Source organism: Acidovorax sp. GW835-FHT14B10, assembly GCF_058793725.1.
The window spans coordinates 73,304-94,251 of record NZ_JBXAGC010000003.1 but is presented as its reverse complement, the minus strand read 5'-3'; the positions used below and the strand labels follow the sequence as shown (position 1 = coordinate 94,251).

The following is a 20,948-nucleotide window of genomic DNA, read 5'->3' as shown; positions in this document are numbered from 1 at the left end:
TCTATAGCATTCTGATGCGCAAGCCCCGGGGAGGGTGCCTGTGCGCAGGTGCTTCAGGTCTCACAGGGGCCGGCGGCGTGCGTAGCGCACCACGGTGACGCCGGCGCGCGCCTGGCGGGTGGATGGCATCACCAGCACGCAATCGTCGTAGGGCGTGGTGACGGGCTCGCCGTCGTTGCCGCCAATCACGGTGCCGGCCTGCGCAATCAGTTCCAGCCCCGTGAAGCCCTCGGTGAAGCGGAAGCCGCTGCTGCGTGCCACCACCGGGCCGGTCACTTCCAGCGCCCACTGGCGGGGTGCATCGGGCTGCTGCCAGCCGGGCAGCCAGTGCGCCAGCTCGGCGGCATCCAGGACGCCAGCGGCCGCCAGAAAGCGCACGCACTGGTCCTGTGCCACGGTGCGGCTGGCCGGATCGCCATGGAAGCCGCATTCGATCAGCAGCGAGCGCGTGTCACCGCCCTGGCCCGGGCCGCCGCCGTCGGGCAGGCCGAAGCGGCCATAGTCGCGCATGCGCACACCATCCTTGTGCCCCGCATCGATCACGACGTGCTCTGGCGAGCGCATGGTGCGCGCGAGCGCAAGGTTGCGGGGCTGCATGCCGGTCAGCAGCAGCGGGGCCGAGGGCTCGTGCATCGAGTGGATGTCCAGCAGCCAGTCGGCGCGCGCCACGAAGGGCCGCAGGGCTGCGGCGCGGCGGCGTTCGCGGGTGTCGCCGGCGTTGATGCGCTCGTCCAGCCACTGGCGGTTCAGGTCTTCGTCGGTGAAGCGGGAAGCGTCATGGTCGGTGGCATCGAACCGGTCGAAGGCTTCGAGGTTGCAGAACGCCAGTGTGAGCTGGCCCCGCCGCGGCCGCAGCCCGGATTCAAGCAGCCCTTTCAGCGCCCAGGCGCCGCACAGTTCGTTGCCATGCACCAGGGCGCTGATCATCACGTGGCGACCCGGTTGGCCCGAGTCGAAGTGCCAGACGCCCTCGGTGCCGGTGTTGCCGGCGCGCCAGGGGCCCAGGGCGGGTGCGGACAGGTCAAAAGTCAGGGCCATGGGCATCATTCCTCGATCCGGGCGAATTCGACGATCTTCTTGTACTTGGCCACTTCGCTGCTCAGGAACCTGTCGATGTTCACGCCAGGTGCCGACACCGTGGAGCCGCTGGCCTCCAGCTTCTTGCGCAGTTCGGGTGCCTGCAAGGCTTCGGCCAAGGCTTTCCTGAGCTTGTCGGTCACGGGCTTGGGCAGGTTGGCCGGGGCCATGAGGGCAAACCACACGCCGATGTCCACGTTCTTGTACTGGGCCGATTCGGCCAGTGCCGGAATGTCCGGTGTGGCTGCCGAGCGTTTGGCTTCGGTGGTGCCCAAGGCAATCACCTTGCCGCTCTTGATGTGCGGCAGCCCGCTGGAGAGCACGAACACGCCGTACTCCAGGTTGTTGCCCATCAGGTCGTTGGTGAGCGGCGCCACGCCCCGGTAGGGAATGTGTGTCATGAACAGCTTGCCCTGCTCCTTGACCATCTCGCCCGCCAGGTGCAGCGAGGTGCCCACGCCCGAGCTACCGTAGCTGAACTTGCCGGGGTTCTTCGAAACCTTCTGCGTGAATTCCGCCAGGCTCTTCACCCCGGCGCCGGGGGACGCCACCAGCACCAGGGGCTGCGAGGCGATCAGGCCGATGGCGGTGAAGTCCTTGATGTCGTACTTGACCTTCTTGGTCACCAGCTTGTTGATGGCGATCTCGTTGCTCGCGCCCACCAGCAGGGTATAGCCGTCGGGTGCGGCGCTGGCCACTTTCTGCGCACCGATGGCGCCGCCGGCGCCGCCAATGTTCTCGATCACCACCGGCACGCCCAGGCGGTTGCTCAGCTCGGTGGCCACCACCCGGCCCGTCAGGTCGGTGCTGCCGCCCGGCGGATAGCCCACGACGATGGTGATGGGCTTGCTGGGGTAAGCCGTTTCCTGGGCAACTGCGGGACCGCAGGCCAGCAAGGCCAGGCCGCAGGCCAGAGCGGTGCGGCGCGAGGGTGTGGTGGAGTGCATGGCGTGGGTCCTTGTGGTGGAATACTCCATTGTGAGAAGGTGGCTGCTGCCTGTTCGTGCTGAAACGGCACGAGCTGGTGCAAATATGAGCCACCCCAACCGCCATCTGCGCAGGTCAGCGCAGCGTGACGGCCTGCCATACGGCCTCGGCCAGCGGTCCCAGGTGGCGCTTGGGCCGGTACAGGCGCACATCAAAATGCACTTCCATGCGCGGGCTGCCCGCAGGGGCCAGGCGTCCGATCTTGCAGTCGGCATGCACCATGGACCAGGGCAGCCATGCCACGCCCAGTCCTTTTTGCACGTATTCGTAATGGGCATCCGCCGAGTCGCATTCCACCAGGCGCTGCAGGCGCGGGGCGTGGGGGTTGTGCGCCAGATGGTCCTCGACGAGGCGCCCCAGCGCCAGCTGGGGCGCGTAGGCGAGGTAGGGCACGGGCTGCGCCTGGGCGAAACTGTGCAAGGCCCGCCCTTCGGCCGTGGCCCGAGACACCGGCACCAGCCGGTCTGCCGCCAGCGTGACATGGGTGAACTGCCGCGCGTCCAGTGCGACGGCCAGCGCCGGGTGGTGGTAGACGAGCGAGAAATCGGCTTCACCGCGCTCCAGCAGGGCCACGGTGTCAGCGAGCGCACGCGTCAGGATGCGCAGTTCGCCATCCTGCAGCACGGGGCGCAGGTGCACCAGCCAGTCGGCCACGACGGTGCGGGCCAGGGTGCGGCCCGTGGTCAGCGTTACGGTGCGCCCGTGGCGCCCGGCCAGGCTTTGCAGCTCCTCATGCGTTTGGTCCAGGTTGCGCACCAGCTGGGCCGCGGTTTCGAGGAGGCTGGCACCCGCAGGGGTCAGCGTGACCGGGCCTCCGCCGCGCTCCACCAGGGGCGTGCCGGCCCAGGCTTCGAGGGCGCGGATGCGTCGCCCGAACGCGGGGTGGGTGACATGGCGCAATTCGGCCGCGCGCGTGAAGCTGCGCTCCTGCGCCAGCGTGATGAAGTCGTCCAGCCATTTCAGCTGCATGGCCTGCGGGCTGCATGCCCGTGTGCGAAATCGGCCCTGCGGGTGGGCAACGGCGGCGGCTGCGGATGCCGAGGACAGGCAAGGCCCTGCCGGCACGCAGGCGCAGCGGGGGCCGCCAGGGGTGCCATGCAGCTCAGCCGGCTGCCGCCTGCAGCACGGCGCGGGTGCGCAGCGCTTCGTGGCGCGCGGCGGCGGCGAAATCGTCGCCGCCCGATGCATACAGAATGGCCCGTGACGAGTTCACGATGATGGGGCCGTCCGGGCGCAGGCCGGCGCGCACCGTGGCCACGGCATCGCCGCCCTGGGCCCCCACGCCGGGGATCAGCAGGGGCAGCGTGGGCGCAATGCTGCGCACGCGCTCGATTTCCTGGGGGTAGGTGGCGCCCACCACCAGGCCGAGCTGGCCATTGCGGTTCCAGGGGCCTTGGGCCAGACGGGCCACATGTTCGTACAGCAGGGGCTGGCCCTCGATGCTGGCCAGGCGCTGGTTTTGCAGGTCGTCACCGCCGGGGTTGGAGGTGCGGCACAGCAGGAACGCCCCCTTGCCGTGGTAGGCCAGGTAGGGCTCGATGGAGTCAAACCCCATGAAGGGCGAGAGCGTGACGGCATCCGCGCCATAGCGCTCGAAGGCCTCCTTGGCGTATTGCTCGGCGGTGGAGCCGATGTCGCCCCGCTTGGCATCCAGGATCACCGGCACCTGGGGCGCGTTGCAGCGCATGTGCTGCATGAGGCGCTCGAGCTGGTCTTCGGCGCCGTGGGCTGCAAAGTAGGCAATCTGGGGCTTGAAGGCGCAGGCCACATCCGCCGTGCTGTCCACAATCGCGGCACAAAAATCGTAGATCTTGTGCGGGTCGCCGCGCATGCCGGCGGGAAACCGGGTGGGTTCAGGATCCAGTCCCACGCAGAGCATCGAGTTGTTCTGGGTGGCGGCATTGCGCAGCATGTCGAGGAAGGTCATGGGCGCAATTTTAGGCGGGCCAGGCAGGGTGAAGGTGCGCAGAAAAAAGGCCGTCGCAACGGCCCTGGTTCAGTGCGTCCCTCAGGACTGCGCAGCGGCCCGTTTTTCGAGGATCTCGAACGCCGGCAAGGTCTTGCCTTCGAGCACTTCGAGGAAGGCGCCACCGCCGGTGGAGATGTAGCCCACCTGCTGCTCGATGCCGTATTTGGCGATGGCCGCCAGGGTGTCGCCGCCGCCTGCGATGCTGAAGGCGGGCGATTGCGCAATCGCCTGGGCGATCTCGCGCGTGCCGTTTTCAAAGGCCGGGAACTCGAACACGCCGACGGGGCCGTTCCAGACGATGGTGCCGGCCGATTTGAGCTGGGCGGCCAGCCGCGCGGCGGTCTGGGGGCCGATGTCCAGGATCAGGTCGTCGTCGGCCACATCGGTGGCGGCCTTGATGGTGGCGGGGGCGTCGGCGGCGAAGGTCTTGGCGGTGACCACATCGGTGGGAATCGGCACCTCGGCGCCGCGGGCCTTCATGGCGGCCATCACCGACCGGGCGGCGTCCAGCAGGTCGGGCTCGGCCAGGCTCTTGCCGATGGGCAGGCCGGCGGCCAGCATGAAGGTGTTGGCAATGCCGCCGCCCACGATCAGCTGGTCCACCTTGTCGGCCAGGCTTTGCAGGATGGTGAGCTTGGTGGACACCTTGGAGCCGGCCACGATGGCCGCCAGGGGGCGCTGGGGCTGGGCCAGGGCCTTGGTCAGGGCGTCGATTTCGGCCGACAGCAGCGGACCGGCGCACGCCACAGGGGCGTACTGGGCGATGCCATAGGTGGTGCCCTCGGCGCGGTGGGCTGTGCCAAAGGCGTCGTTCACGAAGATGTCGCACAGGGCGGCCAGCTTGCGGGCCAGTTCTTCCTTGTTTTTCTTTTCGCCGACATTGACGCGGCAGTTTTCCAGCAGCACCACCTGCCCCGGGGCCACGGTGACGCCGTCCACCCAGTTGGCGAGCAGCGGCACGTCGCGGCCCAGCAGCTCGGACAGGCGCCGGGCCACGGGGGCCAGCGAGTCTTCGGGTTGGAACGCGCCTTCGGTGGGGCGGCCCAGGTGGCTGGTCACCATCACGGCGGCACCCGCGTCCAGGGCCATGCGGATGCAAGGAATCGAGGCGCGGATGCGGGTGTCTTCGGTGATGTGGCCGGCGGCGTCCAGCGGCACGTTCAGGTCCGCACGGATGAAGACGCGCTGACCACGGACTTGGTTCTGGGCGCACAGGTCGGAAAAACGCAGGATGTTCATGGGCAAGTAGCTCGCGAAGGGGGCACGTGTAACGGGGCTGTCATTTTAGGCGCCCGGCCCCTGCCCCGTTCCGCCCTGCTGCGGGGCCTGCCGGCTTACCAGCCCCAGCCGATGTGCAGCGGCAGATACACCAGCATCCCCACCACGATGGTGCCCAGGATGCCGCGGCGCCAGAAATAGTAGGCCACGGCGCCCAGCACGGCGGGCAGGCGCGCGTCTTGCAGCGTGGCGATGAGCTCGCCGTGCGACATGAATATCTCGGGCGCAATGACGGCCGTGAGCGCCGCCAGCGGCGCATATTTGAGCCCGCGCTTGAGCCAGTCGGGCAGGGGCAGCTCGCGCTCGGGGATCATGAAGAACGAGCGCGTCAGCACGGTGAGCAAGGCCAGCCCGATCACCGCGACAAAGGCTTCCAGTCCATCCCCGTTCATGGATGCTGCTCCTCGCGCAGTGCCACGGCGTCGCCCGCTTCGACCTGTTCGAGCCCATCGGCGGTGATCCGGCTGTCGGCCGGCACCAGCAGCACCTCGGGCTTGTGGCGGCGCCGGTCCACGGCCTCGATCAGCAGCCCCACGGTGACTGCAGCGGCAATGGCCACCAGGATGTTGAGCTTGAGCGGCAGCGCAAACGCGGCAATGGCGGCGGTGGCGGCCACCCCCGTGGCCAGCCAGGTGGCGCGGTCGAACAGCAGCGACAGCAGCACCCCCAGCAGCGCCAGCACACCGGCAAACCCGAGGCCCCAGGACAGTGGCACGGCGTTGGCCAGCAGGATGCCGGCAATCGACGGCACCTGCCAGGCCAGCCAGTTGGTGACGGCGGCACCCCAGAAATAGGGCAGCTGGTCGGGCGCAGGCTGCGGTGCCGGAAAGCGCTTCATGAAGGCCACGAAGATCACGTCGCCGCTGAAGTAGCCAATGGTCACGCGCCAGCGCCGCGGCAGGTGCGCAAAGTAGCTGCGCCACAGGCTGCTGAAGATCACGAAGCGCAGGTTCACGCACGACGCGGTGAGCCAGACCACCCACAGCGGCGCCCCGGTGGCCAGCAGCGGAATCACGGCCAGCTGGGCGCTGCCGGCATACACCAGCAGTGACATGAAAATCGCCATGGACGCCGACATGCCGCTTTTGACCATGGCCACGCCCGTCACCATGGCCCAGGCGGCCAGACCCAGCGAGGTGCCGGCCATGTCGGTGATGGCCAGGCGAAACGCCGGGTGGCGCAGGGTCTGGCGGACCGGCGTGATACTCATGGGCCCGTGGGCGTGATCGCTGGCGCGGGAGGCTCGGCCCCCAGCACCATGCCGGGTTGCAGCGGGAAGCCGCGCAGGAACTCGGAGGCGGGCAAGCGCTTGCCGCCGGACCGCTGCAGGCTGGTCAGGCGCAGGGCGCCTTCGCCGCAGGCCACCAGCACCCCTGTGTTGTCTGCGGACAAGATCTGGCCGTAGCGCTTGTCCGGTGTGCCCTGATGGCTATGGAGTTCATAGTCCCAGAGTTTGATGGTCTCGGTGCCCAGCGTGGTGCTTGCACCGGGAAAAGGGTTGAAGGCCCGGATCTGCCGGCCGATCACCTCGGCTGGCAGCGACCAGTCCACCGTGCTCTCGGATTTTTCGATCTTGTGGGCATAGGTCACGCCCTGCGCCGGCTGCGCCACCGGCTGCAGGCCGCCGCAGGCCGCCAGCTCCAGGGCCTCCACGATCAGCCGGCCGCCCATGTGGGCCAGCCGGTCGTGCAGCGAGGCCGTGGTGTCGCGGGGGGTGATGGCCAGTTGTTCGGTCAGCAGCATGGCGCCCGTGTCCAGGCCGGCATCCATCTGCATGATGGTGACGCCCGTCTCGGCATCGCCCGCTTGAATGGCGCGGTGGATGGGGGCGGCGCCGCGCCAGCGCGGCAGCAGGCTGGCGTGGATGTTCAGGCAACCCAGACCCCTGGCCCCCACGCTCCCCGCTGCGCGTGGTTCGCTGCCCCCCGAGGGGGCCTTCGCGCCTTCGGGCGGCCGGGCGGCGCTCATGGCATCCAGCACCCACTGCGGCAGGATCAGGCCGTAGGCGGCCACCACCATCGCATCGGCCTGGGCGGCCCGCAAGGCGTCGCGTGCGGCCGCGGCGTCTTCTGGAAATTTGCCATCCAGGCGCAGGCTGCGGGGCTGGGCCACCGCAATGCCATGCTCCAGTGCGCATTGCTTGACGGGCGAGGCCTGCAGTTTCATGCCCCGGCCCGCGGGGCGGTCGGGCTGGGTGAGGACGAGAGGGACGGTGAATCCGGCGTCCAGCAGGCGCTGCAAGGCAATACGGGCGAATTCGGGGGTTCCGGCAAAGATGATGTTCATGAAGGAATGTCGGGCGACCGCTCTCAGGGGTTCCGGTCGTCGCCCACGGGTTGGTCGTCGGTGAAGAGCAACTGGCGTACCGTGCCCGCGCGGTCGATGTGGATGTGCGCCATGCGCGGTTCGTAGTCGTCCATGAACCGGTAGGTCCAGACATCGCCATCAAAGCGGGCCACCCGCTCGACCAGCATCGGCGGGCCGAAACTGCGCTCGACGTCGGCCACGGTCCATGCGTTGAGCGCAATGCCCGAGAAGCGGGCGAAGGTGAGGGTCTGCTCGACGCGCTGCAGGCGTCCGGCGGCATCGAAGTCCAGGTGGAACACCTGGCGGCCCGCTGGCAGAGTGGAATAAAGCAGGCGCTCTGCCCCGCCCTCCAGGGCGGTCGCACTGGAGGGCGGGCCCAGCCGCGACAGCACTTCGGCGCGGCTGGCTCCGGGCTTTTCCCGGTCCGGCGAGGCACAGGCTGACAGCAGCCCCACCAGAACCAGCGCACCGGCGCCGATGCCAAGGCGGCGCAGTGCGTTGGTGCTCACTCGCGTGCTTCTCTTTGCTGCTTGAGCATCTTTGTCTTGATGCGGTTGCGTTTGAGGGGCGAGAGGTATTCCACAAACACCTTGCCCATGAGGTGGTCCATCTCATGCTGCATGCAAACGGCCAGCAGGCCTTCGGCTTCGAGGGTGCGCGATTGCCCCTGCGCATCCAGCGCCCGCACATGCACGGCCGCCGAGCGTTCCACGCCGTCGTAGATGCCTGGCACCGAAAGGCAGCCCTCGTCGCCCACATGCTTTTCCGGGCTGGCCCAGACGATCTCTGGATTGATCAGCACCAGCGGTTCGTTGCGCTCCTCGGAGACATCGATGACCACGATGCGCTCGTGCACGTCGATCTGCGTGGCGGCCAGGCCGATGCCGTGGGCGTCGTACATGGTGGCGAGCATGTCCGCAACCAGCGCCTGGACACGGTCGTCCACTGCCTGGACCGGCTGAGCGACCTTGTGCAGACGGGGATCCGGATAACAGAGAATGGGAAGAATTGCCATGAATGAAGGTGAAAGCTGTCGCTATTTTCGCCACTTTTGCCCCGCGCTGCAGCCGCCTGGTGCATTATTCGTTGCCCAATCAAGGGCTTGAGCAGAAAATCCCAGACGGTTTGTAACGTATCTGCCCGGCGGCTTGCATCGGGCAATCGATCGCGGCGCCAGTGAGGGGGCGTTTCACAATGCATCAAAAAAGGAACAACATGACGGCATTCACCAGCGTGCGGCGAACCGCCCTGGGTGCGTTGACAGTAATTGCCGGCGCTTTGGTTGCCGCGCCGGTTCAAGCGCAGAACTATCCTGTTTCGAGCGGCCAGCGTGCCACGGCACAACAGGTGGCCGAACGTGGCGTTCCTCTTTCCGAACTGGCTCCCGGGGCTCCTGACACCTATGCGGTGAAACGCGGGGACACGCTCTGGGGCATTTCGGGGATGTACCTCCAGCGCCCATGGCGCTGGCCCGAGCTGTGGGGCATGAACCTCCAGGCCCTGCCCAATCCCCATCTGATCTTTCCGGGCCAGACGCTCTATCTCGAAAAGAACGGCGGTTATGCGCGCCTGCGCACCAGCGCCCGCGGCGCGCCTGACACGGTGCGGGTGTCACCCCGCACGCGCAGCGACAGCCTGGCCGATACCGCCCTGCCCACGCTCAAGCCGCACCTCATCGAGCCTTTCCTGGTGGAGCCGCTGGTGGTGGACGCCGAGGTGCTCCAACGTGCGCCGCGCATCGTGGCCACCGTGGACGAGCGCGTGCTGATGGCCGACGGCGACCGTGCCTATGCCCGGGGCGATGAATCCAGCCCCCTGCGGATGGAAGCCGGTGCATCACGCCACTACCGGGTGTTCCGGGATGCCATTGCCCTCAAGGACCCTTTGACGGGTGAAATCCTGGGTTACGAAGCGCAATATGTCGGCAAGGCAGAGCTGGTGCGTGGCGAGTCGGTGGAAGAATCGGCCAATGGCAAGGGCGGCATTGCGTATGACTACGTGCCCGCCACCGTGGAGCTGTCTGCGACCAAGGAAGAGGTTCGTGCGGGAGACCGGCTGCTGCCAGCGCCAGCACGCGCTTTCGTCAGCTATACGCCACGCGCACCCCAGATGGAGGTCGATGCGCGGGTGGTCTCGATTTATGGCGGCAACTCGGTGACCTACGCCGCACAGAACCAGGTCATTGCCATCAACCGGGGCACGAAGGACGGCATGGAAGCCGGCCAGGTGCTTCACATCATGACCAAGGGCGATCGCCTCAAGGACACCACCGATGCCGCGAAGACGGTGATCAAGCTGCCTAGCGAGCGCAATGGCCATGTGATGGTGTTTCGCACCTTTGACCGGGTTTCCTACGCGTTGATTCTGGAAATCCGCACCGGCGTGCGGGTGGGTGACCGTCTGGTCAATCCCGAATAAGGAGGGCGTCGGTGGCCATGCCGCGGCCTTGGTGTCCAGCGTGTCTCCCCTGTCCTGACCATGGACATCGATGAACTCTCCGGCTGGTTGCGCCTGACGCTGACGCCGGGCGTTGGCAGCAGCACCGCCCGCCGCCTCCTGGCGGCTTTTGGTCTTCCTGCCGCCATTTTTCAGCAGTCCGAGGGGGCGCTGGGGCAGTGCGTCACGCCCGCGCAGGCCCGGGCCCTGTGCAAGGTTCCCGAGGGCCTGGCGCAGCAACTGGAGACCACCTGGGCCTGGCTTCAGGGGCCGGCGCCAGACGGAACTGCACGGGTGTTCCTGACCCTGGGCGATGCACGTTATCCAGAGGCCCTGCTCGACACAGAAGACCCTCCGCTGGTGCTGTATGGCATCGGGCCGGCGGCGTTGTGGGCCACCCGGCCTTTTCCCTCCGGGCGTTGTCTGGCCATCGTGGGCAGCCGCAATCCCACCGCCCAGGGGGCGGACAACGCGCGGCAGTTTGCGCGTGCGCTGCACGCGGCGGGGCTGACCATCGTGTCCGGGCTGGCGCTGGGGGTGGATGCTGCAGCACATGAGGGGGCGCTGGACAGCGCAATGGCAGATGCCACATTCCCCGCCACGATTGCGGTGGTCGGCACCGGGCTTGACAGGGTGTACCCCCGCCAGAATCTGGGGCTGGCACGGCGCATCGCCGCCCACGGCCTGCTGATCAGCGAATACCCCCTGGGCACACCGCCGCTGGCGGCCAATTTCCCCAAGCGCAACCGCATTATTGCGGGGCTTTCGCAGGGAACGCTGGTCGTGGAAGCGGCATTGGCATCGGGTTCGCTGATTACGGCCCGTCTGGCGGTGGAGCAGGGCCGTGAAGTGTTCGCCATTCCGGGCTCCATCCATGCACCCCAGTCGCGCGGATGCCATTCCCTGATTCGGCAGGGCGCCAAACTGGTGGAATCGGTGCAGGATGTGCTGGAAGAACTCCACTTTCCCGCTGCATCGGCGCCACCACCGCCGGCTTCTCCTGGTACGGCGCCTGCCCATCCGCCCGAAAGCGCATTGCTGCAGGCGATGGGTTTCGATCCGGTGGGGCTCGACGCACTGATGGCGCGCACGGGCATGGACACCGCCGCCATGCAGGTCGAGCTGCTGGAGCTGGAGCTGGCCGGTGCCGTGGCCCGGCTACCGGGCGGTTTGTTTCAACGCATGGGCAGCGCCTGAGCGGCCGTGCTCTGCCGCTTGGGGGTGTCAGTCCAGCAGCCGCTCCGGATTGGCGTCCAGCTTGGCCAGTGCGTCGCGCGTGGCGCGCAGGGTCAGGCCTTCCTCGTCCTGTGCCACCAGCAGCCCGGACTGCAGGTAGGCCGCCAGCCGACGCAGCTGGATAAGGTAGCTGCGGCCGTCCGTGGCAGCGAAGAGGTGCAATTGCTTGCGCTGGCTCTGCCAGGCGTACTGCACCTGGGCCGAAGCCCCGTTGTGGTCCAGTGTGAACCACGCACCGCGCTGCAATTCCTGGGCCCACGCCACCATGGCATCGTCCACCGGGGCGCCGTTGTCGGCAATCACGTGGATGGAGGAGGCATCGATACCGAGCATCATTTCGATGTTGTCGGCATTGAGCGGCATGTCTCCCAGCGTGGTATCCCCGATGAAGTCTTCCAGGTTGGCCAGACGCTTGGCCATGGCGTCGATGTGGGCCTGCGGAATGGACGCGGTCTTGGACAGGAAGGCATCGGCCAGGGTATCGGTCAGCGCCTTGATCTGGGCATCCTGGGCGGCTCCTTCGACCCCCATCAATACCAGGCCCTGGCGCAGGCGCTGCAGCAGGCCCGGAAGGCTCTGGATGACCTGCGCCCGTTCGCTGCGATGGGGTTTGGCACTGGCCGCCCACACCAGATCGGCGGCCGTGCGCTTGAATATGATGGTGTCGGCGTGCTGTGGGCCCTCGCGCACTGCCGAGAGGGCCAGCACCTCGGCCCAGGTCTTGAAGAGGAACTCCCGAATTTCGTCGCGCACCGGCATGTCGCGCAGCATGGTGCGCATCTCGATCGTGTACTGGATGGCCAGCGTTTCCTTCTGTTCCACCTGCTGGGCCACACTGACAAGGCGCGAGGTGGTCTGCTTTTCGGTCAGGAACTTCGACAGGAATTTCTCGAATTCGTCGTACACCAGCTGAAAGACCCGGCGCCCGGTCTCGGGATACTGTTCGATCACCTGCACCACGCGGCGAATTTCGGCCTCCAGGGTGCTGCCATTGATGGTGGTGGCATCAAATCCCATGACGCACGCCCCCATGCGGTCAATGAGCTGGCGTGCAGGATGGGCGATGTTGCTGAAGAATTCAGGTTCGGCCAGCGCCACGCGCAGCACCGGAACCTGCAGGCGTGCAAACCACACGCGCACGGCGGAGGGAATGCGGTCCTCGGCCAGAATGCTCTGGAACATCAGCGCCACCACCTCGATGATGGCCTTCTCTCCTGCCGTCGAGGCGTGCTTCTTCAATTCGGTGGATCGCTCCCGGACTGCGCCCGCCAGCTGGACCACCGCGGCGGGGCTGTAGTCTTCGATGAGCGTGGCGTCACCGTTGTAATAGGTGTCCGCCTGGACGCGGTGGGCCGTGAGGGCATGCGCCAGCGCCACCGATGCGGGCGGCGCATTGACCAGGTCAATGCCGGTGGCGGGCTGCGTGAGCAGCCGCCGCAGCTGGCCCATGATGCCCTGCGCCCGCAGGCGTGCACGCGACAGTGGCGTCATGCCCGTGGTGAAGACCGTTCCCATGCCCTGGGGCTGGGATTGCCCCGGTGGCGCTGCGCGCGATGCGGCCAGGGCCCCCCGCGTTTGCGTCGGTGCTTGCGATGCCGGTCCACCCGCTCCGCCATCGTTGCCGGGCACTGCACCGCCTTCGGTTCGACGCACGCGCGCCCGCAGGTTGTTTTGCGGGGTGATGCCCTGCTCCACATAGAACATGTTCACGGCCTGGTACTGCTTTTGCAGCAGGTTGGCCAGGTCGCGCTGCAGGGGGTCCACCACGGTCAGCAAGTCCGTGCGCTGCAGGCCTGCATGGCACCATTGCTCGACGACGATCAGGCAGACGGCCTCGGGGCGCAGAATGTCATGGCTGTCGAGGTCCTGGCCTTCCAGCGACTGGGTTCGCTGACGTACCGTGTCGAGCTGCTGGCTGACCTGTTCGGTGATCGTGAGCGCCATGCGCGAGGCAGCGATCTTGTTTTCCACCACATCGTCGCCGAGCAACTCGAACTGCGCGCCAGTGGCCCGGCTGTCGCGCGTCGCGCTGATGGGGGGGGCCAGTGCATCGCGCAGGGCCTGGACCATGCGCGCCAGCCAGTCGCCGTGGTGCTGCTGGTACAGCAGCCAGGCATCGCGCCGCGACTGCATCTCGCGCTGCGTGCCAATCTGGGACATCAGCTGGGTCAGGAAATCCAGAACCGCCTGGTCCACGTCGGGCAACCCGGCGCAGACTCCTTCCACAAACTTCTGGCGCGCCTGGCGGGCCAGTCGACGCTGCGGAACGGAAGGGAGGGGGACAGCCATGCGTCAATGCTAGCGTGTCAGACCGTGGCCCCGGCGTTCGGATCGTTCGGATCCTCGTTCTCTTTCCTGGCTGTCTTGACCAGGTCTTCCCGCTTCACGCCCAGCCACATGGCAATGGCGGCGGCCACGAACACCGACGAGTAAATGCCGAACAGGATGCCGATGGTGAGCGCCAGCGCAAAGTTGTGCAGGCTGGGTCCACCAAAGAAGAACATCGACAGCACCATCGCTTCCGTCGATGCGTGGGTGATGATGGTGCGGCTCATGGTGCTGGTGATCGCGTGGTCGATCACCTCGTGCGTGTTCATCTTGCGGTATTTGCGGAAGGCCTCGCGGATCCGGTCGAAGATCACCACCGACTCGTTGACCGAGTAGCCCAGCACCGCCAGCACGGCCGCCAGCACCGAGAGCGAAAACTCCCACTGGAAGAACGCGAAGAAACCCAGGATGATCACCACATCGTGCAGGTTGGCGATGATGGCGGCCACGCCGAACTTCCACTCGAAGCGAAAGGCGAGGTAAACCACGATGCCCACCACCACCATGGCCAGCGCCATGAGGCCACCGTGCACCAGCTCTTCGCCCACCTGCGGGCCGACAAACTCGGTGCGCCGCAGCGTGACGGCCGGATCAACCGTCTTGAGCGCCGCAATGACCTGTTCGCTCTGCTGGGCAGAGGTCACCCCCTTTTGCACGGGCAGGCGGATCATCACGTCGCGCGCGGTGCCGAAGTTCTGCACCTGCACATCGGGGTAGCCCAGGCCGGAGACCGTCTCGCGCACCTTGGCCAGTTCTGCCGGCTGGCTGTAAGCCACCTCCATCACCGTACCGCCGGTGAACTCGACCGACAGGTGCAGGCCGCGCGTGATCAGGAAGAACACGGCCAGCGCAAAGGTGATGAAGGAGATCGCGTTGAAAACCAACGCGTGCTTCATGAAGGGGATGTCTTTTCTGATGCGGAAAAACTCCATGATTTTTATTCCTTGGTTGGAGTTTTCAGAGGAAGCCCATATGCGCGCAGCGCATGTGATGCTGGAACTAAGAATTCCATGGTCTTCCTCCTTTAGTTGGTCTTGGCCACGGCGGAGTCGGCGTCTGGTTTCCAGACCTGTCCGATCGACATGCTCTTGAGCTTTTTCTGGCGGCCATACCAGAGGTTCACCACGCCGCGCGAGAAGAAAACGGCCGAGAACATGCTGGTCAGGATACCGATGGTGTGCACCACGGCAAAACCGCGCACGGGCCCCGAGCCAAACGCCAGCAACGCCAGACCGACGACCAGCGTGGTCACGTTGGAGTCCAAAATGGTCGCCCAGGCACGTTCGTAGCCCGCGTGGATGGCCGCCTGGGGCGACATGCCGTCGCGCAGCTCCTCGCGGATGCGCTCGTTGATCAGCACGTTCGAGTCGATCGCCACCCCCAGCGCCAGTGCCATGGCGGCAATGCCGGGCAGTGTCAGTGTGGCTTGCAGCATCGACAGGATGGCCAGCAGCAGCAGCACGTTCACCGAAAGCGCCAGCGTGGAGAACACGCCAAACAGCCGGTAATACACACACATGAAGGCGGCCACGGCCACCATGCCCCAGACCACGCTGTGGATGCCGCGCTCGATGTTGTCGGCGCCCAGGCTCGGGCCGATGGTGAATTCCTCGATGATCTCCATGGGTGCGGCCAGCGAGCCGGCGCGCAGCAGCAGTGCGGTGTCGTTGGCCTCGGCCGTGGTCATGCGGCCGGAGATTTGCACGCGGCCGCCGCCGATTTCGGAGCGGATCACGGGGGCCGTGACCACCTCGCCCTTGCCCTTTTCAAACAGCACGATGGCCATGCGCTTGCCGATGTTTTCGCGCGTGATGTCGCGGAAGATGCGCGAGCCCTTGGCATCCAGCGTGAGGTTGACGGTGGGTTCCTGGGTCTGCCCATCGAAGCCGGGCTGGGCGTCGGTCAGGTTTTCGCCGGTCAGGATGACCTGCTTTTTCACGATGACAGGCTGGCCGCTGCGTTCCAGGTAGCGCTCGGAGCCAAACGGCACCGGGCCCCGGCCGGCTTCCGCCGAGCGCGCTTCGGTGCCTTCGTCCACCAGGCGGACCTCCAGCGTGGCGGTGCGGCCCAGGATGTCCTTGGCCTTGGCCGTGTCCTGCACGCCGGGCAGCTGCACCACGATGCGGTCCAGGCCCTGCTGCTGGATCACGGGTTCGGCCACGCCGAGTTCGTTGATCCGGTTGTGCAGGGTGACGATGTTCTGCTTGAGCGCCTGTTCCTGCACACGGCGCGTGGCTTCGGGCTTGATGGTGGCGCGCAGCCTGAATTCGCTGCCCTCGGGCGTGCTGACGGTCTGCAGGTCGGTGAACTGGTCGGAGATCAGGTTGCGGGTTGCCGTCTGCGTGGCTTCGTCGCGCACCTTGATGTCGATGGCCTGGCCGTCGCGGCTGATGCCGCCATGGCGGATGTTCTTGTCACGCAGCGCGGTGCGGATGTCGCCCGCATAGGACTCGGCCTTCTTGGTCAGCGCGGCCTGCATGTCCACCTGCAGCATGAAGTGCACGCCACCGCGCAGGTCCAGCCCCAGGTACATGGGGCGCGCATGCAGGGCCGTGAGCCAGGCCGGTGAGCGCGACACCAGATTCAGCGCCACGATGTACGAGGGATTGGCGGGGTCGGGCACCAGGGCCTTCTGGATCGCGTCCCGCGCCTTGAGCTGGGTGTCGGGGGTGTCCACGCGTGCGCGCACCGAGCCGCCTTCGAGCGTCACGAGGTCAGGGGTGACGCCCGCCTCCTTGAGCACCTCCTCCACGCGCTGCTGCACGGCCGCATCCACCTTGACGGTGGCCTTGGCAGACGAAACCTGCACAGCAGGCGCTTCGCCGAAGAAATTGGGCAGGGTGTACAGGGCACCTACCAGCAGCACGATCACCAGGATCGCGTACTTCCAGACCGGGTAACGGTTCATGATCGCGCTCTACTCAGTTGTCCATGGCGCATGGCGCCAGCCCCTGCCAGGGATGCCGTGGAACTGGCTTTGCCAGGCCACCGGCATCGTCCCCCTTCGCGCGCATTGCGCGAGAGAAGGGGGAAGCGGCGCAGCCGCTCAGGGGAATGTGCATCTTTACTTGACCGTGCCCTTGGGCAGCACCTGTGCCACGGCGCTGCGCTGGATCTGCACTTCCACACCGCTGGCGATCTCGATGTGCAGGAAACCTTCGGACAGGCGCGTGACCTTGCCGATGATGCCGCCGGCCGTGGCCACTTCGTCGCCCTTGGCAATGGCGTCGATCATGGCGCGGTGCTCTTTCTGGCGCTTCATCTGGGGGCGGATCATGACGAAATACAGCACCACGAACATCAGCACCAGGGGCAGCATGCCCGTGAGCGAGGACATGATGTCACCGCCACCCGTGGCGGCGGCAGGAGCGGTCTGGGCGAAAGCAGAAGAAATAAACACGGACAGGACTCCACTATGGATGGTCAAAACACACACAACCCGCCGCAGACACGCTTGACACGCACCTGCCGGGGCGAAACGGACCATTGTATGCGGGCCCCCGCCCGGCGCCCAAGGGCTAAGACCCAGGCCGGTGCCGGGTGTTAGCCGCCCAAGGTGGATCTGCCGAGGGAGCGCGGAAATTAGTGAAGAAAAGTGCCTTTTGCGCTGAGTGGGTAAGCGCTACAAGCTCTCTTTTTGATAGTTGCGACCCGCGCCGCTCCCGGGCGCCGCGGGCCATGGCACCGGCTCAGGCCGCCTGGCGCCGGGGCGCGGTCGTCTGGCCGCCGCGCCATTGCGCCATCAGGCCGTCCCATTTCGGGCGCGCCGTCTTCAGGTGGCGCTCCTTCACATGGCCATAGCCGCGGATGCCTTCGGGGATGCTGGCAATCTCCACGGCCAGTGGCAACTTCTCGGGGGTGAGGCCGGCCAGCAGCTCGTCGATGCAGGCGCGGTATTCCCCGATCAGGGCGCGCTCCATGCGGCGCTCGCCGGTCTTGCCGAAGATGTCCAGCGCGGTGCCGCGCAAGCCTTTCAGCTTTGCCAGCAGGCCAAAGGCGCTGCGCATCCAGGGGCCATAGGGCTGCTTGACCAGTTCGCCCTTGTCATTTTTCTTCGCCGCGAGGGGCGGTGCGAGATGGTGCACCAGCTTGTAGTCGCCCTCGAACATGGCGGCGATCTTGTCCGTGAAGGCCTTGTCGGTGTGCAGGCGCGCCACTTCGTATTCGTCCTTGTAGGCCATGAGCTTGAAAAGATAGCGGGCCACGGTTTCGGACAGGCGGGTGGTGGTGCCCAGCTTCGCTTCGGCCGCCTTCACTTTTTCGACAAAGGCCTGGTAGTCGGCGGCGTAGGCGGCGTTCTGGTAGCCGGTGAGGAATTCCACACGCTTGCCCACCATTTCGGCCAGCGACGGCTTCTTGACGAACTGGATCACCTGCGCCGCGGAAAACAGCGCCTGCACCGAGGCCAGGTCATGGGCGCAGCGGCGGCCCCATTCAAACGCGGCCTGGTTGTTGTCCACCTGCACGCCATTGAGTTCCATGGCGCGCATCAGCGAGGCCAGGGTCAGGGGCACGCGGCCCTTTTGCCAGGCGTAGCCCAGCATCAGCGGGTTGGTGTAGATGCTGTCACCCAGCAGCTGCGTGGCCACCTGCTCCGCGTCGAAGCTGCCCACGCCACCTGCGCCCACAGCCGCCGCGATGGCGCTGTCGCAGTTGGCGCCCGGGAACTGCCAGTTCGGGTTGGTCACGAACGCCGCCGTGGGCGTGCGGTGCGTATTGAGCGCCACGAAGGTGCGGCCCGGCTGCATCACGGCCAGCGTGTACTTGTGGGCGGCCACGATGGAATCACACCCGATCACCAGGTCGGCCTTGGCGGTATCGACCTTGGTGGTGTAGATGGCGTCGGGCCGGTTGGCGATCTGGATGTGGCTCCAGGTGGCACCGCCCTTTTGCGCCAGGCCACCGGCGTCTTGCGTGACCACTCCCTTGCCTTCGAGGTGCGCCGCCATGCCCAGCAGTGAGCCGATGGTGATCACCCCCGTGCCGCCCACACCACCCACCACGATGCCCCAGGCGCTTTCGGCCACCGGCAGCACGGGCTCGGGGATGGCGGGCAGCGCAGACAGATCGCCCTTTTTCTCCTTCTTGGGCTTCCTGAGCTGGCCGCCTTCCACGGTCACAAAGCTCGGGCAAAAACCCTTGAGGCAGGAATAGTCCTTGTTGCAAGTGCTTTGGTTGATGCGGCGTTTGCGGCCGAACTCGGTTTCCACGGGCTCGACCGACAGGCAGTTGGACTGCACCGAGCAATCACCGCAGCCCTCGCAGACGAGCTCGTTGATCACCACGCGCTTGGCCGGGTCGACCAGGGAGCCGCGTTTCCTGCGGCGGCGCTTTTCGGTGGCGCAGGTCTGGTCGTAGATGATCGCCGTGCAGCCTTGGATTGCACGGAATTCGCGCTGGATGCGGTCGAGCTCGTCGCGGTGAAACACCTCGACGCCGGGCGGCAGGTCGTTGATCAGTTCGGGGTGGCCGGCGCGCACGGCGCTGCTGTCCAGCCGGTGCGTGCGGCCGTGGTATTTCTCGGGCTCGTCGGTGACCACGACCAGTTTCACCACCCCCTCGGCGCGCAGGCTGTGCGCAATCTGCGCCACCGAATGCCCCTCGGGCCGCTCGCCCACCTGCTGGCCGCCGGTCATGGCCACGGCATCGTTGTACAAAATCTTGTAGGTGATGTTCACGCCCGCCGCGATGCTCTGGCGAATCGCCAGCAGGCCGCTGTGAAAGTAGGTGCCGTCGCCCAGGTTGGCAAACACATGTGCGTCCTTGGTGAACGGCGCCTGGCCCACCCAGCTGACGCCTTCGCCGCCCATCTGCGTGAAGGTGCTGGTGCTGCGGTCCATCCACACCGTCATGTAGTGGCAGCCAATGCCGGCCACGGCGCGCGAGCCCTCGGGCACGCGGGTGCTGGTGTTGTGCGGGCAGCCGCTGCAGAACCATGGGGCGCGCTCGCCTGTGTCCACCGTCAGCGCGGCCATGGCGCGTTCGCTGGCCTCGATGATGGCCAGGCGCGCATCCATGCGGGCGATGGTGTCGCCGGGCACACCGAGTTTCTTGAGGCGCTTGGCAATGGCCTTGGCGATGATGGCGGGCGTGAGGTCGGCCTTGGCACGCAGCAGCCAGTTCTGGCCGGGGTTGGCCATGGACCACTCGCCGCCCGAGTTGTCGCCCTCGACCTCGTCGAACTTGCCCAGCACGTTGGGGCGCACGTCGGCGCGCCAGTTGTAGAGCTCTTCCTTGATCTGGTATTCAATGACCTGGCGCTTTTCTTCCACCACCAGAATCTCCTGCAGGCCCTGCGCGAAGTCGCGCGTGATGGTGGCTTCGAGCGGCCACACCACGTTGACCTTGTGCACGCGGATGCCGAGCTGGCGGCAGGTGTCGTCATCGAGCCCCAGGTCCACCAGGGCCTGGCGGGTGTCGTTGTAGGCCTTGCCGCTGGCGATGATGCCGAAGCGGTCGCTGGGGCCCTGGATCACGTTGTAGTTGAGCTTGTTGGCGCGCACATAGGCCAGGGCCGCATACCACTTGTAGTCCATCAGGCGCGCCTCCTGCTCCAGCGGCGCATCGGGCCAGCGGATGTGCAGGCCGCCCGGTGGCATGGCAAAGTCTTCGGGCAGGATGATCTGCACGCGATCCGGGTCCACGCTGATGCTGCTGGACGACTCCACCACCTCCTGGATCGTCTTCATGCCCGACCACACGCCCGAAAAGCGGCTCATGGCAAACGCGTGCAGGCCCATGTCCAGAATGTCCTGCACGTTGCTCGGGAAGAACACCGGCAACCCGCAGGCCTTGAAGATATGGTCGCTCTGGTGCGCGGCCGTGCTGCTCTTGCTGATGTGGTCGTCGCCCGCGATTGCAATCACGCCGCCATGCCGGGCCGTGCCAGCCATGTTGGCGTGCTTGAACACGTCCGAGCAGCGGTCCACGCCCGGTCCCTTGCCGTACCAGATGCCGAACACGCCGTCGAACTTCTTGCTTTGCGGGTACAGGTCGAGCTGCTGGGTGCCCCACACCGCCGTGGCGGCCAGTTCCTCGTTCACGCCGGGCTGGAAGACGATGTTGTTGGCGGCCAGGTGCTTTTTGGCGGCCCACAGCGACTGGTCATACGTGCCCAGCGGCGAGCCCCGATAGCCGCTGATGAAGCCGGCGGTGTTCAGGCCCGCTGCGGCGTCGCGCTGGCGCTGCAGCATGGGCAGGCGCACCAGGGCCTGCACGCCGCTCATGAAGGCCCGGCCTCCGCCCAGGGTGTATTTGTCGTCGAGCGTGACGGTTTCCAGTGCTTTGCGGATGTGCTCGGGCAGGGGGGCGTTCATGGTGGTGCTCCAGA

The 20,948-nt window shown here is 66.6% G+C and carries 17 protein-coding genes; 2 read left to right on the top strand and 15 right to left on the bottom strand.

The window, feature by feature from the left end:
• Nucleotides 1-60: 60 nt before the first annotated feature.
• The 10 genes from AC1Q5S_RS03810 to def form a co-directional block, all read right to left on the bottom strand.
• Nucleotides 61-1,047, bottom strand: coding sequence for a M14 family metallopeptidase (locus tag AC1Q5S_RS03810; RefSeq protein WP_422203759.1), 987 nt, complete (start codon nt 1,045-1,047; stop codon nt 61-63).
• A complete protein-coding gene (locus tag AC1Q5S_RS03805; RefSeq protein ID WP_303833642.1) occupies nt 1,044-2,024 on the bottom strand; it encodes a Bug family tripartite tricarboxylate transporter substrate binding protein in 981 nt (326 codons plus the stop codon). The genes AC1Q5S_RS03810 and AC1Q5S_RS03805 overlap by 4 nt, the downstream gene beginning before the upstream one ends.
• Before the next feature lie 115 nt (nt 2,025-2,139).
• On the bottom strand, nt 2,140-3,033 hold the full coding sequence (locus tag AC1Q5S_RS03800; protein ID WP_303833643.1) for a LysR family transcriptional regulator: 894 nt from the start codon (nt 3,031-3,033) through the stop codon (nt 2,140-2,142).
• Nucleotides 3,034-3,166: 133 nt separating this feature from the next.
• Nucleotides 3,167-3,991 (bottom strand): orotidine-5'-phosphate decarboxylase, encoded by an 825-nt coding sequence (gene pyrF, locus AC1Q5S_RS03795; protein ID WP_303833644.1) that lies wholly within the window; start codon nt 3,989-3,991, stop codon nt 3,167-3,169.
• A gap of 81 nt (nt 3,992-4,072) precedes the next feature.
• The gene (locus AC1Q5S_RS03790; RefSeq protein ID WP_303833645.1) at nt 4,073-5,272 is read right to left on the bottom strand and encodes a phosphoglycerate kinase; all 1,200 of its coding nucleotides are present in this window, start codon (nt 5,270-5,272) and stop codon (nt 4,073-4,075) included.
• A 95-nt stretch (nt 5,273-5,367) separates the two neighbouring features.
• Nucleotides 5,368-5,703, bottom strand: a complete 336-nt coding sequence (locus tag AC1Q5S_RS03785) for an AzlD domain-containing protein (RefSeq protein WP_303833646.1) — start codon at nt 5,701-5,703, stop codon at nt 5,368-5,370.
• A complete protein-coding gene (locus tag AC1Q5S_RS03780; RefSeq protein WP_303833647.1) occupies nt 5,700-6,521 on the bottom strand; it encodes an AzlC family ABC transporter permease in 822 nt (273 codons plus the stop codon). Before AC1Q5S_RS03780 ends, AC1Q5S_RS03785 begins: the two co-directional genes overlap by 4 nt.
• Nucleotides 6,518-7,597, bottom strand: coding sequence for a methionyl-tRNA formyltransferase (locus tag AC1Q5S_RS03775; RefSeq protein WP_422203763.1), 1,080 nt, complete (start codon nt 7,595-7,597; stop codon nt 6,518-6,520). Before AC1Q5S_RS03775 ends, AC1Q5S_RS03780 begins: the two co-directional genes overlap by 4 nt.
• A 23-nt stretch (nt 7,598-7,620) precedes the next feature.
• Nucleotides 7,621-8,127: a hypothetical protein gene (locus tag AC1Q5S_RS03770; RefSeq protein ID WP_422203765.1), complete on the bottom strand. Its 507-nt coding sequence runs from the start codon at nt 8,125-8,127 to the stop codon at nt 7,621-7,623.
• Entirely contained in the window at nt 8,124-8,633 is a 510-nt protein-coding gene (def, locus tag AC1Q5S_RS03765; RefSeq protein WP_303833650.1) for a peptide deformylase, read from the bottom strand. The genes AC1Q5S_RS03770 and def overlap by 4 nt, the downstream gene beginning before the upstream one ends.
• Before the next feature lie 200 nt (nt 8,634-8,833).
• Between def and AC1Q5S_RS03760 the strand changes: the two genes are divergently transcribed.
• Both AC1Q5S_RS03760 and dprA read left to right on the top strand, forming a co-directional pair.
• Nucleotides 8,834-10,036: a LysM peptidoglycan-binding domain-containing protein gene (locus AC1Q5S_RS03760; RefSeq protein WP_303833651.1), complete on the top strand. Its 1,203-nt coding sequence runs from the start codon at nt 8,834-8,836 to the stop codon at nt 10,034-10,036.
• A gap of 60 nt (nt 10,037-10,096) precedes the next feature.
• The gene (dprA, locus tag AC1Q5S_RS03755; protein WP_422203768.1) at nt 10,097-11,251 is read left to right on the top strand and encodes a DNA-processing protein DprA; all 1,155 of its coding nucleotides are present in this window, start codon (nt 10,097-10,099) and stop codon (nt 11,249-11,251) included.
• A 27-nt stretch (nt 11,252-11,278) separates the two neighbouring features.
• Here the strand turns inward: dprA and AC1Q5S_RS03750 are convergent, their stop codons facing one another.
• The 5 genes from AC1Q5S_RS03750 to AC1Q5S_RS03730 form a co-directional block, all read right to left on the bottom strand.
• On the bottom strand, nt 11,279-13,579 hold the full coding sequence (locus AC1Q5S_RS03750; RefSeq protein ID WP_303833653.1) for a DUF1631 domain-containing protein: 2,301 nt from the start codon (nt 13,577-13,579) through the stop codon (nt 11,279-11,281).
• Nucleotides 13,580-13,596: 17 nt separating this feature from the next.
• Complete coding sequence (gene secF, locus AC1Q5S_RS03745) at nt 13,597-14,550, bottom strand: protein translocase subunit SecF (RefSeq protein ID WP_422203771.1); 954 nt, start codon at nt 14,548-14,550, stop codon at nt 13,597-13,599.
• 92 nt (nt 14,551-14,642) lie between these two features.
• On the bottom strand, nt 14,643-16,526 hold the full coding sequence (secD, locus tag AC1Q5S_RS03740) for a protein translocase subunit SecD (RefSeq protein ID WP_303833655.1): 1,884 nt from the start codon (nt 16,524-16,526) through the stop codon (nt 14,643-14,645).
• A gap of 156 nt (nt 16,527-16,682) precedes the next feature.
• On the bottom strand, nt 16,683-17,018 hold the full coding sequence (gene yajC / locus AC1Q5S_RS03735) for a preprotein translocase subunit YajC (protein ID WP_026435549.1): 336 nt from the start codon (nt 17,016-17,018) through the stop codon (nt 16,683-16,685).
• A gap of 289 nt (nt 17,019-17,307) precedes the next feature.
• Nucleotides 17,308-20,934, bottom strand: a complete 3,627-nt coding sequence (locus tag AC1Q5S_RS03730; protein ID WP_422203773.1) for an indolepyruvate ferredoxin oxidoreductase family protein — start codon at nt 20,932-20,934, stop codon at nt 17,308-17,310.
• Nucleotides 20,935-20,948 lie beyond the last annotated feature (14 nt).

Excerpts from the sequence above, each read along its gene's own strand:
- AC1Q5S_RS03810 (WP_422203759.1), bottom strand. The coding sequence starts at position 1,047 with ATGATGCCCATGGCCCTGACTTTTGACCTGTCCGCACCCGCCCTGGGC.
- AC1Q5S_RS03805 (WP_303833642.1), bottom strand. The coding sequence starts at position 2,024 with ATGCACTCCACCACACCCTCGCGCCGCACCGCTCTGGCCTGCGGCCTG.
- AC1Q5S_RS03800 (WP_303833643.1), bottom strand. The coding sequence starts at position 3,033 with ATGCAGCTGAAATGGCTGGACGACTTCATCACGCTGGCGCAGGAGCGC.
- pyrF (WP_303833644.1), bottom strand. The coding sequence starts at position 3,991 with ATGACCTTCCTCGACATGCTGCGCAATGCCGCCACCCAGAACAACTCG.
- AC1Q5S_RS03790 (WP_303833645.1), bottom strand. The coding sequence starts at position 5,272 with ATGAACATCCTGCGTTTTTCCGACCTGTGCGCCCAGAACCAAGTCCGT.
- AC1Q5S_RS03785 (WP_303833646.1), bottom strand. The coding sequence starts at position 5,703 with ATGAACGGGGATGGACTGGAAGCCTTTGTCGCGGTGATCGGGCTGGCC.
- AC1Q5S_RS03780 (WP_303833647.1), bottom strand. The coding sequence starts at position 6,521 with ATGAGTATCACGCCGGTCCGCCAGACCCTGCGCCACCCGGCGTTTCGC.
- AC1Q5S_RS03775 (WP_422203763.1), bottom strand. The coding sequence starts at position 7,597 with ATGAACATCATCTTTGCCGGAACCCCCGAATTCGCCCGTATTGCCTTG.
- def (WP_303833650.1), bottom strand. The coding sequence starts at position 8,633 with ATGGCAATTCTTCCCATTCTCTGTTATCCGGATCCCCGTCTGCACAAG.
- AC1Q5S_RS03760 (WP_303833651.1), top strand. The coding sequence starts at position 8,834 with ATGACGGCATTCACCAGCGTGCGGCGAACCGCCCTGGGTGCGTTGACA.
- dprA (WP_422203768.1), top strand. The coding sequence starts at position 10,097 with ATGGACATCGATGAACTCTCCGGCTGGTTGCGCCTGACGCTGACGCCG.
- AC1Q5S_RS03750 (WP_303833653.1), bottom strand. The coding sequence starts at position 13,579 with ATGGCTGTCCCCCTCCCTTCCGTTCCGCAGCGTCGACTGGCCCGCCAG.
- secF (WP_422203771.1), bottom strand. The coding sequence starts at position 14,550 with ATGGAGTTTTTCCGCATCAGAAAAGACATCCCCTTCATGAAGCACGCG.
- secD (WP_303833655.1), bottom strand. The coding sequence starts at position 16,526 with ATGAACCGTTACCCGGTCTGGAAGTACGCGATCCTGGTGATCGTGCTG.
- AC1Q5S_RS03730 (WP_422203773.1), bottom strand. The coding sequence starts at position 20,934 with ATGAACGCCCCCCTGCCCGAGCACATCCGCAAAGCACTGGAAACCGTC.